Origin of the sequence: Arenibacter catalasegens (genome assembly GCF_002909235.1) — a bacterium.
Lineage (GTDB): Bacteria > Bacteroidota > Bacteroidia > Flavobacteriales > Flavobacteriaceae > Arenibacter > Arenibacter catalasegens.
Genome location: NZ_PHQQ01000003.1, coordinates 68,940 through 85,672, shown reverse-complemented (window position 1 = coordinate 85,672; position 16,733 = coordinate 68,940). Strand labels below are relative to the sequence as shown.

17 protein-coding genes are annotated in these 16,733 nt (G+C 38.9%); 5 read left to right on the top strand and 12 right to left on the bottom strand.

Features of this window, described 5'->3' with window-relative positions:
* Positions 1-9: 9 nt before the first annotated feature.
* Together CWD90_RS04115 and CWD90_RS04110 are read right to left on the bottom strand one after the other, a co-directional pair.
* Positions 10-996, bottom strand: coding sequence for an ISAon1 family transposase (locus CWD90_RS04115; protein ID WP_103474659.1), 987 nt, complete (start codon positions 994-996; stop codon positions 10-12).
* On the bottom strand, positions 977-1,336 hold the full coding sequence (locus tag CWD90_RS04110; RefSeq protein WP_103474658.1) for an ISAon1 family transposase N-terminal region protein: 360 nt from the start codon (positions 1,334-1,336) through the stop codon (positions 977-979). Before CWD90_RS04110 ends, CWD90_RS04115 begins: the two co-directional genes overlap by 20 nt.
* A 343-nt stretch (positions 1,337-1,679) precedes the next feature.
* Here CWD90_RS04110 and CWD90_RS23415 point away from each other — a divergent pair, with 343 nt between their 5' ends.
* The 3 genes from CWD90_RS23415 to CWD90_RS04100 are packed head-to-tail and all read left to right on the top strand — an operon-like array spanning position 1,680 to position 4,465.
* Positions 1,680-1,898, top strand: a complete 219-nt coding sequence (locus tag CWD90_RS23415) for a sulfatase-like hydrolase/transferase (RefSeq protein ID WP_239986453.1) — start codon at positions 1,680-1,682, stop codon at positions 1,896-1,898.
* Positions 1,885-3,153: a sulfatase family protein gene (locus CWD90_RS04105; RefSeq protein WP_239986452.1), complete on the top strand. Its 1,269-nt coding sequence runs from the start codon at positions 1,885-1,887 to the stop codon at positions 3,151-3,153. The genes CWD90_RS23415 and CWD90_RS04105 overlap by 14 nt, the downstream gene beginning before the upstream one ends.
* A gap of 7 nt (positions 3,154-3,160) precedes the next feature.
* Complete coding sequence (locus CWD90_RS04100; RefSeq protein WP_239986451.1) at positions 3,161-4,465, top strand: sulfatase-like hydrolase/transferase; 1,305 nt, start codon at positions 3,161-3,163, stop codon at positions 4,463-4,465.
* 734 nt (positions 4,466-5,199) lie between these two features.
* Here the strand turns inward: CWD90_RS04100 and CWD90_RS04095 are convergent.
* The 4 genes from CWD90_RS04095 to CWD90_RS04075 all read right to left on the bottom strand — a co-directional run bounded on the left by CWD90_RS04095 (position 5,200) and on the right by CWD90_RS04075 (position 9,603).
* Positions 5,200-7,398: a xanthine dehydrogenase family protein molybdopterin-binding subunit gene (locus CWD90_RS04095; protein ID WP_103474657.1), complete on the bottom strand. Its 2,199-nt coding sequence runs from the start codon at positions 7,396-7,398 to the stop codon at positions 5,200-5,202.
* Between the two features lie 32 nt (positions 7,399-7,430).
* Positions 7,431-7,895: a (2Fe-2S)-binding protein gene (locus tag CWD90_RS04090; protein ID WP_103474656.1), complete on the bottom strand. Its 465-nt coding sequence runs from the start codon at positions 7,893-7,895 to the stop codon at positions 7,431-7,433.
* Positions 7,896-8,774: 879 nt separating this feature from the next.
* On the bottom strand, positions 8,775-9,131 hold the full coding sequence (locus CWD90_RS04080) for a hypothetical protein (RefSeq protein WP_103474803.1): 357 nt from the start codon (positions 9,129-9,131) through the stop codon (positions 8,775-8,777).
* Between the two features lie 94 nt (positions 9,132-9,225).
* Positions 9,226-9,603 carry a PH domain-containing protein gene (locus CWD90_RS04075; RefSeq protein ID WP_103474654.1) on the bottom strand — a complete coding sequence of 126 codons (378 nt, stop codon included), beginning with the start codon at positions 9,601-9,603 and terminating at the stop codon, positions 9,226-9,228.
* A gap of 408 nt (positions 9,604-10,011) precedes the next feature.
* Between CWD90_RS04075 and CWD90_RS04070 the strand changes: the two genes are divergently transcribed.
* Positions 10,012-10,743: a DUF6088 family protein gene (locus tag CWD90_RS04070; protein ID WP_103474653.1), complete on the top strand. Its 732-nt coding sequence runs from the start codon at positions 10,012-10,014 to the stop codon at positions 10,741-10,743.
* Entirely contained in the window at positions 10,740-11,717 is a 978-nt protein-coding gene (locus tag CWD90_RS04065; RefSeq protein ID WP_103474652.1) for a nucleotidyl transferase AbiEii/AbiGii toxin family protein, read from the top strand. The genes CWD90_RS04070 and CWD90_RS04065 overlap by 4 nt, the downstream gene beginning before the upstream one ends.
* A gap of 107 nt (positions 11,718-11,824) precedes the next feature.
* Here the strand turns inward: CWD90_RS04065 and CWD90_RS04060 are convergent, their stop codons facing one another.
* The 6 genes from CWD90_RS04060 to CWD90_RS04035 all read right to left on the bottom strand — a co-directional run bounded on the left by CWD90_RS04060 (position 11,825) and on the right by CWD90_RS04035 (position 16,199).
* On the bottom strand, positions 11,825-12,289 hold the full coding sequence (locus tag CWD90_RS04060; RefSeq protein ID WP_103474651.1) for a DUF6730 family protein: 465 nt from the start codon (positions 12,287-12,289) through the stop codon (positions 11,825-11,827).
* An 18-nt stretch (positions 12,290-12,307) separates the two neighbouring features.
* Positions 12,308-13,177, bottom strand: a complete 870-nt coding sequence (locus CWD90_RS04055) for a relaxase/mobilization nuclease domain-containing protein (RefSeq protein ID WP_103474650.1) — start codon at positions 13,175-13,177, stop codon at positions 12,308-12,310.
* Complete coding sequence (mbpA, locus tag CWD90_RS04050; RefSeq protein WP_103474649.1) at positions 13,174-13,470, bottom strand: mobilization protein MbpA; 297 nt, start codon at positions 13,468-13,470, stop codon at positions 13,174-13,176. The genes CWD90_RS04055 and mbpA overlap by 4 nt, the downstream gene beginning before the upstream one ends.
* A gap of 162 nt (positions 13,471-13,632) precedes the next feature.
* Complete coding sequence (locus tag CWD90_RS04045) at positions 13,633-14,496, bottom strand: toprim domain-containing protein (protein WP_103474648.1); 864 nt, start codon at positions 14,494-14,496, stop codon at positions 13,633-13,635.
* Positions 14,497-14,721: 225 nt separating this feature from the next.
* Positions 14,722-15,915 (bottom strand): VapE domain-containing protein, encoded by a 1,194-nt coding sequence (locus CWD90_RS04040; RefSeq protein WP_103474647.1) that lies wholly within the window; start codon positions 15,913-15,915, stop codon positions 14,722-14,724.
* A complete protein-coding gene (locus tag CWD90_RS04035) occupies positions 15,912-16,199 on the bottom strand; it encodes a helix-turn-helix transcriptional regulator (RefSeq protein ID WP_103474646.1) in 288 nt (95 codons plus the stop codon). Before CWD90_RS04035 ends, CWD90_RS04040 begins: the two co-directional genes overlap by 4 nt.
* Between the last annotated feature and the right edge of the window lie 534 nt (positions 16,200-16,733).

Below are 16,733 nucleotides of genomic sequence, written 5' to 3'. Positions count from 1 at the left end.
TTGTTGTGTTTATGCAAAAATTGTGGTCAATCTATAAAGGAAGAATTCTACATTTTTCACACCTCTAAACTGAGCTCTAAAAGCTTTTATTTTAGCATTAAATGATTCAGCGGATGCGTTTGTACTTCTATTTATAAAATAGTTTAGGATCGATCTATAATTGAGGGATATAGTGTTGGCAATTGTATTGAAGGCCCTGAAGCCCGTGTTTTCTACGTCCTTGTACCAATGTGCCAGCTTTGTATATGCTATTTGTATAGAAGTTGCCGTATTGAATATGTTCCTTAGCCCCTGTGCCAGGTCGAAGGCGACCTTTATATCGGGATATTGATCGAACAATATTTTGCTTCTTTCGGATTGGTTTTGCGTCCAATTGTTTGGCGATTTATAAAGGAGGTATCTACTTCTGGCCAATAGCTGTTTCCTTGTGTCCCCATTGCTGAACTCTTTTGGGGCGAATGTTCCGTTCTTTGCCCTTGCCTGTTTTATCTGTTCGTTCTCCTGGTCTATGGCGTCCCACCTGTGCTTGATCCTGATATCCTGAAGGGCTTCCAGTGCAAGTTTCTGTACGTGGAACCTGTCCGTCACCTGTATCGCTTTTGGGAAGCATTGTTTGGCGATGGTCTTCATGGAGTTGGCCATATCCAGGGTAATTTCCTTGACCTCGGATCTTTTCTTGGCCGATATCTTTAGCAGTTGCTCTATGATCGGCCCCACCTTGGTGCCGGAGAATATGGCCACTATAGCTCCTTTCTTGCCCTTGGCCTTTTTATTGGTGATAATGGTATAGAGTTCCCCCTTGGAGAGGGCCGTTTCGTCAATGGACAGATAAGGTCCTATATTCTCAGGAAATATGAGCCACTCCTTGGCATGTGGTCTCTCCTTCCATTGTTTGAACTCGCTTAAGTAATCACGAAACTGTCGCTGTAGTCTTTTGCCGTTGACCCCATAAAACCCGCCAATGGTATGACAGTCATTAGCTTTGGTACTGACCAAGTACTTTTAAAAAAGCAGCGAACTCTACGGTCATACGAGTCCCCTGTGCCACTAGATCCCAATCTCTTTGCACGGCCTGGCCCGTGGCCTTGTCCAGCCAACGGCGGCGCTTAATGTGGAGATACACCGACTTTCCCCGTAATGGAAAGTCCTGGACGACGATCTCTTTGTGAAAACCATGGGCTATTAAAGTGCGATGCCTTTCCTCTTTAGGGGTATCCTTTTTTTCTTCAAAATAAAAATGAAGCGTACCATCTTCTGTTTTATGGGCGACCAGGTCGAAGTGGGTTATTAATAGTTCGGGCAGTATAAGCTTTAATAGGTCTATAGATAATTCCAATGTTGATCGTTTTTTTTGCAAAGATCTTATTCTATTTTCATTTCACACACAACTTTTGATCTTGATCCGATCGGACTCCTATTTCAATTCACACACAACTTTTGATCTTGATCCGATCGGACTCCTATTTCAATTCACACACAACTTTTGGGATTGATCCATTTCAAGGTAACATCCTTAATTGACATAGTTGTTTTGTATGCTGTTAGACTATGTGTTTGTCTACTTTACCGTAGCATTTTTATTTGATAAGTAAACTACATAAAATATAGGTAGATTGATTATCAATTGGTTTTCAAATTTCAATTGGATTAATTTATTGTAATTATTTAAAATTATACTGATGAACTTAAATATCAAAGCCGTGTTTATCCTAATATTGGTCATAATATCTAGTTGTGGCGACGATTCCAAGCATAAAAATACTGTTAACGAAACGCCGAATATCGTCCTTATTTTTATGGATGACTTAGGCTATGGAGATATTGGAACCTATGGAGCTACGGGGTATAATACACCGCATTTGGATAAAATGTCTCAGGAAGGCTATGAGGTTTACTAATTTTTATGCTGCTCAAGCAGTGTGCAGTGCTTCCAGGGCAGGTTTATTGACTGGCTGCTATCCTAACAGGATAGGCATAAGCGGAGCTCTATTTCCTAATTCGGAAAAAGGCCTGAATACCAATGAAATTACCATAGCTGAAATGCTTAAAGATAAAGGATATGCCACTGCCATATTTGGCAAATGGCATTTGGGCGATGCCAAACCTTTTCTACCACTTCAACATGGATTTGACGAATTCACCGGTCTTCCCTATTCTAATGATATGTGGCCAGTAGATTTCGAGGGAAAAGCAATTTCCGACACGTCAAATTGGAGAAAAAAGGCGTTTCCCCCACTACCTTTGATTGAGGGAAATGAAAAGGTTAGGGAAATACAAACACTTGAAGACCAATCAGAGCTTACCACTATTTACACGGAAAAGGCAGTGGACTTTATTGCTAAAAATAAAGAGAAACCATTTTTTCTTTATGTTCCTCATTCAATGCCCCATGTTCCAATTGCAGTATCTGATAAATTCAAAGGAAAAAGCAAAATAGGTCTTTATGGTGATCTTATGATGGAATTGGACTGGTCGGTAGGCCAAATTTTAAAGGCCCTTAAGGATAATGGACTAGATGAAAATACGCTGGTAATTTATACAAGTGATAATGGACCATGGCTAAATTTTGGAAATCATGCCGGATCAAGTGGGGGATTGCGCGAGGGCAAAGGAACCAGTTGGGAAGGTGGTCAACGTGAACCGTGTATAATGAGATGGCCGAGTGTTATTCCGGAAGGTGCTATTTGTAATAATATTGCATCCACCCTAGATATATTACCTACGATTAAAACCATAACTGGGGGAAAATTGCCGAGCCATAAAATAGATGGAGTAAACATTTTTCCGTTACTCAAGGGAGAGGTGAATGCTAATCCAAGAGATCATTTATATTATTATTATGGACGTAATAATTTGGAAGCTATACGGAAAGATAATTGGAAATTAGTATTTCCACATAAACATAGGTCATATAGGGGTAGTTTACCAGGTAATGATGGTTTTCCGGGATCTACAATTCAAGCTGATTTTAATTCTATTGCGCTATATGACCTCAGGCGAGATCCAGGCGAATATTATGATGTTAAAGTGCTTTACCCTGAGGTTGTCGAAGAACTAAAACAATTGGCAGAAGTTGCCAGAAAAGATTTAGGCGATGATCTTACGGGAAGAACTGGTGAAAATATAAGACCTGCTGGAAGTTTAATAGATTAATAATATTATGATGAAGGAATTGACAAGACCACTTTTTATTGTTCTATCAATAATGGTGATGAGCTGTACAGACGTAATATCACAAAAAAAACCGAACATCATCCTAATTATGGCTGACGATTTGGGTTATGAGGCTTTGGGGGCTTATGGTGGTACAAGTTACCAAACTCCTAACTTGGACCAACTTGCCGTGGAAGGCATGAGATTTGATCATTGTTATTCCACACCACTTTGTACTCCTTCCCGTGTACAGATAATGACCGGGAAGTATAATAATCGAAATTATATCGGTTTTGGATTATTGGATCCCAAGGAAAAAACATTTGGACATTTTATGCAGGAAGCAGGATATAGCACCTATGTTGCTGGAAAATGGCAGTTGTTAGGGAATTCCCATCAACGTAAATTGGCTGGCAATAAGATTGGAACTACCCCTGAAAAAGCAGGATTTGATGACTATTGTTTATGGCAAATAGACCAGCAAGGGTCACGGTACAAAGATCCGACATTGAGTACTAAAAATCAGGGTACACAAACTTACCCTGGTAAATATGGTCCTGACATTTTCCTCGATAAAATTACCGCCTTTATTGAAAAAAATGGAGATTCTCCCTTTTTTATTTACTATCCGATGGCTCTGACCCACGACCCTTTTGTATCAACTCCAATAAATAAGGGATTCAAAGATTTCGATTCCAAATCAAAAATTAACGACCCCGCTTATTTCGGAGAAATGGTGAGTTATATGGACATGATACTCGGAAGGATTGTTAAAAAAACAGATGAACTCGGGATTCGTGAAAATACACTCATTCTTTTTGTTGGTGATAATGGTACTGACCATGATGTTAGTTCCATGGTCAACGGTGACTTATTAAAAGGAAATAAGGGTTATACTACCGATGCTGGCACCCATGTTCCATTAATAGCCAACTGGAAAGGTAAAATTGCTCCTAATAGTGTAAATGACAATTTAATAGATTTTACAGATTTCTTGCCAACTCTGTTGGACTTAACAGTAACTAAAAAGAATAAGGCCATGTCCTTGGACGGGCTTAGTTTTTATCCACAATTATTTGGCGATAATTCCATTTCACGTGATTGGATATTTTGCCATTATGATCCAAATTGGGGCAATTTTAAAGCCAGAAGATATGTTCAGAATAAAAAATGGAAGCTTTATGACAATGGCGAACTTTATGATTTGGAACAAGATATTTTAGAGCAAAATCCACTCCAAATAGCCTATCTCTCAGAAGAGTCCAGAACAACATTGAAACAATTTAAGGAAGTACTAAATAGTTATAAATGATTGCCAGTTTGCACAAATAATATTTATATGCCCTGAATTGTTTAAAAAGCACAGCAGTATAAATCATTTTAATTCCTGATTTAAAAGATATAGTAATTTGAGTTAGTTTAGTTGATAAAGGAACAATGGGAAACTGTTGTTCCTTTTTTTATACCATTAAATGGAATGAGCGTACTTGAAGTAAAACACCACAGGTGCACCACACCCTCACCACAGGTGCACCATAGCTGCACCACACCCTCACCCTCTACCTAAGTAATGTCATAATTTTGTAATTACCTGGTAATCATTGTATTGTTGGATTTTTAATATTTAAGATGTTGGTTTAACCACAATTGGTTCAGAGAAATTCACCACAGGTGCACCACACCCTCACCATAGGGTGCACCATAGCATAATATAAAAAAAAGAGTCTTTTAAAGGGTCATTAAAATGAAATTTCAAAAAGAGAATCCACCAACATTGCGATTTTTCTATTGACCGGGTTTGTTTAAGTTCCATTCAATTGGATTCCTTATAGAACTACATTTTAAAAAGGGTTTAAGGAAAGGGTTGTATAATAAGTCTTCGGTAATTTGAAAATTTAGTTCGTAGAGCATTTACCATGGGAGTGGGTCCATATCTACCGATTCCAAATGGATGTAATATTTAATCCAATTTTTTGGATTCAATTCAAGATTTGGGATAGTATAAATAGGCGGTTTGAAATAAGGACTTCCAACTAGTTCAAACTCCTATCCCACAACTTGTTTTTCGGTCACAAAAGGCTGATGATAATGCCGTTGGCCGGTTGCTTTGTACAGGGCATTGGCCAATGCTCCAATAGCTGGCGGAAGACCCGGTTCTCCTAACCCAGTGGGGTCTATTTCATTTTCAACAAAGAACACCTCAATTTCTTTTGGCGCTTGTGAATGCCTAATCAACTGATATTTGTCAAAATTCATTTGGTTGGGTGTGCCATTTTCAAAAGTAAGTTGGCTATACATGGAGTGACCAAGACCATCTATTACACCACCTTGAATTATATTCTTGGCGGAATCCCTATTGACTACAATGCCACAATCCACGGCGCACCAAACCTTTTCCACTTTTGGCTGCCCATTTATCACAACCATGTCAAAAATTTCAGCAACATAGGTGGAATGACAAAAATACGCAGCTACCCCGCGATGAATGTTAGGTTTTGTTTCTCCCCAATTGGCCTTCTCCTTGACCAGTTTCAATACCCCTGCATAACGGTCTGCTTCATATTCATATTTTTCGCCTACAGGGTTATTTATTGCGCGATCAAATAATTCCAAACGGAAATCAATTGGATCCTTGCCAGCTGCTTCTGCCACTTCATCAAGAAATGACTGTTCGGCTCCAGCGGTAAAATTGGATCTAGGTGCCCGCCATGCACCAGTAGTAACATTGGTAGGCGCTTTAATTTTTTCGGCCGAATAATTCTCAACGGCCCCAGCTGGGAATCGGTTTGGAAATACAGGACCTTCCGGCAATCCAGCACCTTTTACCGTGAAAGCGATCAGATTGTTATTCTCATCAAGACCGGCCTTGTACACTGAACGATAGGTTGGGCGATAGGTTCCCTGGGTCATATCATCTTCTCGGGTATAGATAAGTTTTACCGGTCCACCTATCTTTTTAGAAATGGCGGCCGCTTCAACACCAAAATGTACGTAGAGCCTTCTGCCAAAACCTCCTCCAATCCGAGTCATATTTACGGTTACTTTATCTAGCGGTAAGTTCAATAATTTAGCAACTGAACCCTCCAATGCTTCGGGCGTTTGTGTTGGTCCTATTAGTTCTGCGGAATCCTCAGTAACGTTTGCAAAAAAGTTCATGGGTTCCAAAGTATTATGGGCTATAAAAGGGGCACTATAAGTTCGTTCAATGATTTTAGCTGCTTTTTTAAAGGCGGCCTCCGGATTACCATCCTTTCTGCTTTCTTGTACTTCACCTGATACCAGGGCTTTTTCCAACCGCTTCAAATGCATATCGGAACTTTCCAACTCCCCGGTAGTTTCCCAGTTGGCCTTAAGGGCTTTTTTGGCCTGTATTAATTGCCAGGTAGAATCCCCAACGATGGCAATGAGTTGTTTAAACCCTTTTTCATCAAATCCGCCAGGTTCTTCAATGGTAGTGTCTATAATAAAGGCATCGTTAACGCCAGGCATGCTTTTGATCTCTTCTACATTGAAATCCTTTACTGTCATGCCAAAAGCGGGAGGATGTTGGATCATGGCAAGTTGCATACCATCCCTATGAAAATCCAGACCAAATAAGGGTTGACCGGTAACTATTTTCTTGCCGTCTACGTTTTTTTTACTGGTACCTATCAATTTGAAATCCTTAACACCCTTTAGTTCAACTTCTTTAGGTACTTGGATGCCAACAGCCTTGGAAGCCACTTCACCATATGTAATTGTTCTCTCGCCATTAATTTCCTTGATGACTCCTTCACTGGCCGTTACATCGGACACTTGTACGCCCCATTCATTAGCTGCAGCTTCCATCAGCATTCTTCTACCTGTAGCGCCGGCCATTCGCAATGCATTCCAACTTAAGCGAATGGAAAGACTTCCACCTGCAAATTGGTTTTGGTACCACCCGGTGTTTAGGGGCGCCTGTTCCACAACAACATTTTCCCAGGGAACATCTAACTCTTCCGCCACTATCATTGGCATCGAAGTACGAATGTTTTGACCAATTTCGGGATTGGGCGAATATATAGTAACCATTCCTGTTTCCCCAATTTTGATATAACCGTTAATTTCGAACCATTCTTTTGGCACCGCTACTCCGGTCTCTAATTCTGGAGCATTTGGCTTACATGCATTTAGCCAGCTAAATCCTATTAGCATTCCGCCCCCTGCAGCCGCGGAAACCGTGATAAAGGAGCGACGATTATATAGAGTTTTTATCTTTGTCATGATGTTTCTTTTTTTGATGTACCTATCAATTTTTAAACGGTTTCGGAATTTGCAGCGGTTTTAATGGCCTTCTTGATTCGTAGGTAAGTGCCACAGCGACAAATATTTCCGTTCATAGCCCCTTCGATTTCTTCATCGGTCGGATTCGGATTCTTTTTAAGGAATGCACTCGCGTTCATGATCTGGCCTGCCTGACAATATCCGCATTGATACGCATCTTCCTCTAGCCAAGCTTGTTGCACGGGATGGTCACCGTTTTCGGATAATCCTTCAATGGTCGTAATCATCTGTTCACCTACGGCCGAAATAGGTAATTGGCAGGAGCGCACTGCATTATCACCAAGATGTATGGTACAGGCACCGCATTGCGAAATACCACAACCATATTTTGTACCGACCAATTTCAGATGGTCTCTCAAGACCCAAAGCATCGGAGTAGTGGGGTCTACTTCTATTTGTTGGGTTTTTCCGTTGATTTTTAGATTGAAGTTTGCCATGATTCTAGTGTAAGTGAATGAACTGGTTTAAGTTACAAAATAATTGCTTTATTTTAACTATTCAATTTTTAATATTAAAGCCTAATTCAAATGTTATGGCTATAAGATTGCCAATTGTGATATTCTGTACCATTCTTGGTTCTTTTTTGGAAGAATTGAAACTAAAAGCACAAGAGATTAAGCAGGAAAAGGCAGAGGCATTTTTTTTAATGTAGACGATTTGGGATGTTTTCCAACCTTATCAGAAATTGTACAGGTATCGGTTCCAAACAATATTTATGGCACTTCTTTTCTGCCAACCCTTTTACCTAACCGGAATAAAAAGCAACATGATTATCATTATTGGGAATTTCAAATGGAACTTTATAATTTGTCTAAGGCTTAAGGAGAAGAAAACAATTTGGCCCAATCCCACCCAGAAGTAGTTAAGGAAATGCAATCAATTTTTGAGACTGCACGCACGGATTCGGATGTTTTTACATTTTCTTCTGAAACCTATCTTTCCACGCAATAATATGAGTTGAGTTAGTTTAGTTGCAAAAGGAACAATGGGAAACTGTTGTTTCTTTTTTGTTCTAGCACGTTGGAGTCTGATTCTGAAATGTCAACCACAGGCTAACCACACCTTAATCACACAGTAGTTGTAGGGAAGTAATATATTAACTATTTGTAAATCAATATATTAATTAAATTAAAATACATGGCAACTACGGGGAAGATACCCATTTTAAACACATGCCAACCACGGCAAAGTCTCCTTTTAAACCACAGAGTAACCATAGGTTAACCACAGCGAAACTACCTGTTTAAAATGGTGTTTTTTATGGTGATTGGCCGCTAAGAATGGCTAATCTTACAATCCTTTGTTGAATTTTGGTTTTAGCTAAGTTCTTTATTACCGATAATATTTTGCCTATTCAGTAACTTATCTGAAACCTTATATGTGGCTGAATACTGAAGGTTAGGTTGTTGTTTTTTGAATTCGGAAAATGCCTTTTTATACCATTTTGGGTCAGTCGCTTTTTTCCTATAGTCTTCATTTGGTTTTGCATCTAAGGCTTCCCCTTCCAAACGAGGTTTAATTTCATGGATTCCAATTCCTAACTTTTCTATTCGCTCTAAAACTATCTCAAAATCGGACTCTGAAAAATAGTGTAGTGAATCAGTGTCAAATTCATCATTAAGGTTTTCCAAGTTTAGAAAGATATTTTTTTCAAGAAATTCTGTTTTTTCCATATTGTATATTGTTGACCATTGGGTATCCTCATTGGGGATATACAATTATCTGGCTAATTTAGTAATACTTTATTTAAACTTTTAAAGTAATAAGTTACATTACCTTTTTGGCCAAATATTTTTGGACTTCATATACATCTATGCTTTTGTTGAATTTATTACTTACACTGGGTGTGTCCTCACTGGAAATCCAAATCTTCAGATCTGCGTCCAAATCAAATGTTCCTGATGTTTCCAGGGAGAAGCGGGAGATGTTTTTATAGGGCAACGATTTATACTCTATTTTGCTTCCCGTCAAGCCCTGAATATCTACTAAAATCAACCTTTTGTTGGTGAACATAAATACATCCCTGAACAAGGCAAATCCGAGTTCGATTTGTTCATCGTCGATAAGTAATCTAGCATACTTTTGATTAAGTTTTTCTGATGATACCTCATTCACGTTTCCTAATATTTTATTTAATAGACCCATATGTGATTTATTATTAATCCTTCTCAGTTACTTTCCGATACAGAAAGTAACGAATACCTATTTTACTGGGGTTACCGCGCTTTGAGGTACACATGGGGTACAAAACTAAAAAACGAGATACAAATTTGTTCTAAGTTAATCCTTCTTTTTAAGAATTTCAATGAGTTTTGTATCTCTTGACCCTATTTGAGATCTACAGTCTTCCATCCATTTTTTGCGTTTCGTTATAAGTTGGAAAATTAGCCGTTGGTTTTAGACTTTTCATTGGAAGTTATTGAGTGGACATTATTGAAAATTGATTAAGCTACATATACAATGCAACTAAAGTTATCAGCACTTATTAAAATATGTCCAGTTTTTTAACTAATAAACTGGACATATTGAATATCTTTGTATAAACAGTTTCCAATGAAAACCTCTGAATACATAGAAGATAAGATTAATAAGTTGCCCAAAGGTTATGTATTCACCTATATGGATTTTATGAACGAGGTGGATAGGAGAGAAGCCATCATTAAACATCTGAATAGAATGGCTACTTCCGGTAAGATTAATAAACTATCTAAAGGTAAATACTTCAAGCCGCAAGAAACTGTATTCGGTACTTTGTTGCCAGATCAACACCAAATTGTAAAAGATTTGTTGGAGGAAGACGGCAAACTAGTAGGGTATATTACAGGGTATAGCGTTTATAATTCCCTAGGACTTACCACACAAGTAAGCAGCACGATACAGATAGGCAAACGTGAGATACGACCTTCTTTTAAAAGAGGACGTTTTAGAATTTCGTTCATCAAACAAAAGAATACTATCAATAAGGAAAATATTCCACTATTACGATTGTTGGATGCCATACGTTATATTAAGAAAATACCTGATACCACCGTTGAAAAAAGTTGTATTCGATTTATGGCATTATTGCGCGAATTGAAAACTAGCGAACATATAAAACTTATAAAATTGGCCTTTAAATATTCCCCCGCAACCAGAGCTTTATTGGGTGCATTGCTAAGAGGGATTAATTGCAAGGCAGAGACTGAAATAAGAGAACTTCAAGATAGTTTAAACCCAATAACGGTTTATGATTTTGATATTTCTAAAAAAGTGTTGTCAAATGCTAAATATTGGAATATAAAATGAAGCTGCACGAGAACGAACAACTTTTCAGACAAGCTGTGCAAGTAACTGCAGAACGGATGGGTATTTTAGATATCTATATCGAGAAGGATTATTGGGTATGCCATGCCCTAAAACTGATCTTTGATAGCACTATTAAAGATGAAGTCATATTTAAGGGAGGCACGGCTTTGTCAAAGTGTTATAAATTCATCGAACGTTTTTCTGAGGATATTGATTTAGTTGTAATACGAAGAGAAGAAGAGACAGGGAACCAATTAAAGGCTAAGCTCAAAAAAATAACTAAGGAAATAACTACACCATTCGTAGAAATAGAAATGGAAGGGATTACCAATAAAATGGGAATGATTCGAAAGATAGCCTATAACTATCCCAAAATTTTTAAAGGAAATTATGGACAGGTAAGAGATGCCATTATCATAGAAGCAACTTGGCTGGGCTATTTTGAACCTCACACTAAGAGAGTCCTGAATACCTATATCTATGATATGATGAATGCCACCAACCAAACGACATTGGCGGAAGAATATGATCTATTGCCTTTTGAAGCACTTGTATTGGATTCTCGAAGAACGTTTTGTGAAAAGATAATGAGTTTGGTTCGGTTCTCACATACGGAAAAACCAATTATTGACCTGAATGCTAAAATCAGGCATGTATATGATATTCATCAGCTACTGAAAGACGAAACGGTTCAAGAGTTTTTTACTTCAGATACCTTTGATACGATGCTCCTAAAAGTAGCCCATGATGATGTACAAAGTTTTAAGAATAACAACGACTGGTTAAAGTACCACCCGAAAGTAGCATTGATTTACAATGAACCTGAAGAAACTTGGAAACAACTTAAAGACACCTATCAGAATGACTTTAAATTTTTGGTGTATGGGGAGTTGCCCAAGGAAGAGGATGTATTAGCGACGATTATTGAAGTGTCAAGGCGATTGGCCCAGGTAAAATGGGAGATCGTATTTTAGATATGTACGTCCCAAATCCTTACCCAAAAACTTTGCGCTTGGTTCCTGTGCCGTTTTTGTAGTGTTCCGGCAGATAAGCGTGAAGCAAAAACAGCATAGGGCGCAACCTACTTTAGATCTGAATTTACTTCTTTTTTGGACCATTCCAAGAATGTTTTATAGGCCTCTGGATGTTCTACAAAGTACCCCTTCAATTCGGTTGAAATATATGCACTTCCCTCTTCAAAAGCCTTCTCTTTTTCTTCCCCGAACTGTGCCACCTGATAGCCCAAATAGCCAGAAATGGATAGGGACAGGATAAGTACCATACAGACCAGGAACAATAACCATTCAGGGATTATTTGCGACTTCTTCAATTGTTCCTCTATTTGGATGGTTCTTGTATCCTGCCTTTTAAAATGATCCTCCTGTGTTTTATTTAGTTCCTTCAGTTCGTACCGTATCGAGGAAATATCCTTTACCGTTTCCGAACCGGTCAGTTCTTTAGTCAGTGTTTTTAATTGTACCAACATCTGTTTTAGTCCTTCTAATTCGTCGGTCAACAGTTCCGTAATCTCATCTAGCTTTGCCATAGTATTTTGGTTTAAATTTTAATATCCTATTTCCATTCCTACACCTTTTTGAATCGCTTGTTTGATGACTGATTTAGCCAGTTTTATAGCGATATTCCCACTGAGCTGAGTGGCCTTTCCCATGAGGCTTACAGTATTGCTTTGGCCTTGCAGGAAGCTCCTCTCCACATGTTTTTCTATTCCCATCACCAATCTGCTGCCGGACATGGAACGGTGTACCTCGCTTCCTTTTAGGTTGTGGCCTTTGTATTGGAACCGAAATCCTTGCAGTTGATTGGACTTATTGATGCTGGGGATGACTACTACGTTTTTTTCCTTCATAAGCTTGATATAGTTATCCAGGTCTTTGGGGCGTTGTTCGTTCATCACTTTTTCATGAACATTTTTAATCTCCTGTCTTATATTCAGTAACTGTTCCAATCTTTCCAGTTGAACTTCCCGTACCGTGGTTAGCCCCATTTTCTCTGCTACCCGTTCCGCGGCTAGCTGACTTCTCTTCCCGATAAAACTGTCGTTATAGGCAGTGCCGTTAAAATCGATCCGGTTTACGTACACATGAACATGGGTATGCGGTTGGTTCCTATGTACAAAGGCGATGGCCTGATGTTCCTGTAATTTCATTTCCTTGAGAAACTTTGCAGTCATCTCGTTGAGCTCTTTGGCTTTTAGCTGTTTTCCATCTTCAATCGTAGGGCTGATGACAAAACTCAACGTATTCTTTTTGCATTGATAGTTCTGGGATTGGATGATGTTGAACTCTTTGGTAATCTGGTTTGGGGTTTGCCCAGCCACGTGATTGGAGTATACGACCTCTGCTTGTTTCTCCTTGTTCCAGCCATAACTCATGGAATTTCCGGTATGCGATATTGATTTTCCTATGCCTATCATTTTTTGAAATTATAAAGGTGGTTCCGTATTTCTTCTGCTAGCTTTGTCACCTCGGCCGTCAGTTTGGGATCCCGTTTTCGGTACATGTTCCCGATGAGTTTAAAGTTGGTCCCGTACCTTGCCAACATCTTATAGAGTTCAATTTGTTCCTCGGTCAACCGTTCAATAATTTTATCTCCAAAAGCTGCACGCCGGCAATATTCGCTCACGCTCAGACCGCTCTTTTTGGCCTTGATCCGGAGCAACTTCTTCTCGAAGAGGGAACATCGAAATTTAACATAGGTACGTTTCATTTTTCACGTCTTTGCGACCTTCGGGAGCAAAGCAAGATCGTCTTTGTGGCAACAAAGACACATCTTGAATTACATCACTATCAGATTATTTCTTTTATGTGTTAAAATTGTATTTATTAATAGGTTATTTATTTTTCGGTATAAAATATCATTATCATCAGATCATTTCTTTTGAGCGGTCCACCATCCATTTACGTCTTTAAAATTCTCATATAATGTTGATCTGTCTGTACATTTTGACTGTTGTTGCATCATTATTTTAACGGCATTTCTTCCTGCACGGTCATTGTCTAGATAAAGCGCAATTGATTCATAGGGGTCAAACATTTCAAGCGTTTTTTCTATAAAACCCAGGGAGTTCAATATCAGAAGATCGTTCCTCTCCCTTAGTTCATTGTCCCGTTCCATTAGGCTCAACATATCGAACATTCCTTCGGTAACCATCAGCCTACTGTTTGCGTTCTGGAGGTGAGTGACATCTTTTGGGGAGCTGGAATTCTTATAATATTTGTTCCGTAATTCCCAACCTCCAGAATTGTTCGCTAATCCTAGGGCGAAATACATCTTGTCCTTAAACCTATAGTGGACTTCCTTGCACAGTTTTCTGGCAGTCAATATTGAAATCCCTCTTTTCATTACATATTCCTCTAGAGCAAAATGGGCCAGTTCCTTGAAATACTTTATCTCGATCTTATCTTGATTGTCCTCTTTAAAAAGTGGCGGCTGAAAAGAAAAAGAAATCTTACCGTTTTGTAGCCAATCCAATGTTTCCTTTACCGATGTTTTGTTGATTAGACAAATCAGATCGATTACATTTCCCCCTTTCCCAATACCGTGGTCGTACCATCGGTTCAGTTTCTTGGACACCTTGAAAGAGGCTTGCGTTTCTGAGCGGAACGGACTCAGGAACCAAGCTTCTTTATTAGATTCTTTTGTTGGAAAGTGCCCGAGTTTTGCCAACGCTTTTTCGATGGGAAAAGCTCGGGCTCTTTCGCACGTCAGCTTAATAGTTCTTTCTTTTTTCATCAGTTAATTCTTTTTTGGCATTTTCTCCTACCTTCTTACCTAAGTCCCTGTTTATAAGGGTTGATCACTTAGGTGGGTTGTTTTTTGATCTTACCTATCTAATCCTAATAGGTAGGATAGGTAATACCTAGGTAACTAGTGGTTAATGTATCTTACCTATGGTAGCTCCCGCAGTTAGAGCGGTTCTGGTTCGTTAGGTAAGTAGGTAGGTGCAATGGCACTTTTCTACGATTCTATTTCCCAAGGGCTCTTGGCAAATACCGATTTGGCCAGATACCCATACACCTGCCGTTTGGGATGTTTCACCCGTTGGAAGTTAAATCCGGAGAGCGCACGTCCTAGGTTAACTTGGCTCAATCGGAGGTTAAGGCTACTTAGCTTTACCAATACATCCGAGGCGGTCACGAAGTCGTTCATATCATTCGATTTTTCAAAGTATTTGGAAACAAGTTCTTCCTCGGTAGTTAATTTGGTATATTTTTTATTGCGCTCCTCGTTCTCCATAATATCCGTCAGCGTAAGTTCTGGATTGAAGTTAGGGTCATGATAGGCGAGGTGATAAGCTTGGATCCAGACGTGCTTGATTTCCATTTCCTTGGAGTAGGAGAAATCTATTTTATCCTTTAGCTCAAAGCACAACCAGCGTACGGACCCAGTCTCATCGTTTAGAAATGACGACATATTGGTGGATCCCAAAAACGAACAGATTCTGGGTAGTGTAGTGTTCTTTCGGTCATACGGCAGACGTTCGTTGATGAAGGTCTTGGAAAAAAAAGCTTTTAGTGCATTCACGTCCTTTTTGGTCAGCACGGCCAATTCGTCCAGGTTGTATAGGAAGTTCCGGCATAATTGGATCCTGGCATCCTTATCATTGCTAATGTCCTCTGCCATATATTCGGCAAGTTCTGGAGGACAGATAAACCGACACCAGGTAGATTTTCCCGAGCTTTGTCCCTTATGGCTGATAATCAAGGCTTGTTTGTTGAAGTAGCCGGGTTCCAGTGCACATTTTATGGCACGTACCAACCATTTTTTAAAATGGTAAAGAAAAGCCTCATCATCATAGGTGGGAACGTAGGAGGTCAGTTTTTGGATATGGTCTTCCCCGTTCCATTTGGGGAGGGATTGGAAGTATGCCTTTATTGGATTGTATTTGGGAATGAGTTCTGACCGAATTAGGATTTCCAGTTTTCCTGTACTGATATCAATACCTGATTTGGCAAGTTCAATGATCAGGGAATTGAGATTCAAATAGGACCATTCAGCTCTTTGTTTGAACGATATCTGGAAATCATGGGATATCTCATTGTACATGATATCATACTTCCCTTCCAAGTATTCAATGGTATAATCGTAGATAGTCTTTTTTTTGGCATCCTTTACCTTGTAAAGTTGACCTCCGTGGTCACCGACTATCATGGCCGTCTATTTTTGAGCGTATGTCTTAGGGCCTCTTTTTCGATATCGGCCTTGGATTTTCTACTGTTCTGTAGGAGCCAATTGTTCAGCTTTCTTTTTTCAAAGAAAATCATTTTCCCATTGGGCTTGGAGTGGGGGATAGTCCCGGAGGAAGTCAATTTGTAAAGATAGCTTCTCGATATTCCGGTGTAGTCACAGGTTTCCTCAAAAGTCAACACCTCTTTATGGGCGGTTAACAGTTTCTCCAAACGATCTAAGCGATCAAAGATTAAAATAGTGTCCATTTGTTTCTCTTTTAAGATTAAGAAATGAACAAAAGCGCTTTTGTTTACCTTCTATAGGTTTGTTAAAATAAAAGTAGAAAATAGCTAGGCTGAAAGTGATGAGAAACACAAATAGTTATCCACAACTATCTGGATAATAGAGCGATGTGTTATATGATGCCAATTGATAGTAAAGGTATTTTCATCAAATTTTATTTGATATCATAAAACATCAAATGGGACCAAATGTTATATTGGTCAAATTGATGTTTTTAGGTAAAAAACAGAGTTATTAACAATTGAAAATGAATAGGTTGGGAATTTGGGACTGAAAAAAGGCAGATTTCTTTGTTTGGGTTTGTCTGAATACGTACTTATCCAAAAATTATTTTAAAGCCATATTCTTTATTCGGTAAGCTGTCCCATCTTAAGAATAAACAGAACTGGTTGGGGTGTATTGATTTAGTACGAGCGTGACGCTCGCACTAGCGGGGAGCATTTTTGTTGTTGGAAATATATAAGCTGTCTATAGCTTTATTCCATTCCCGCAGTTAT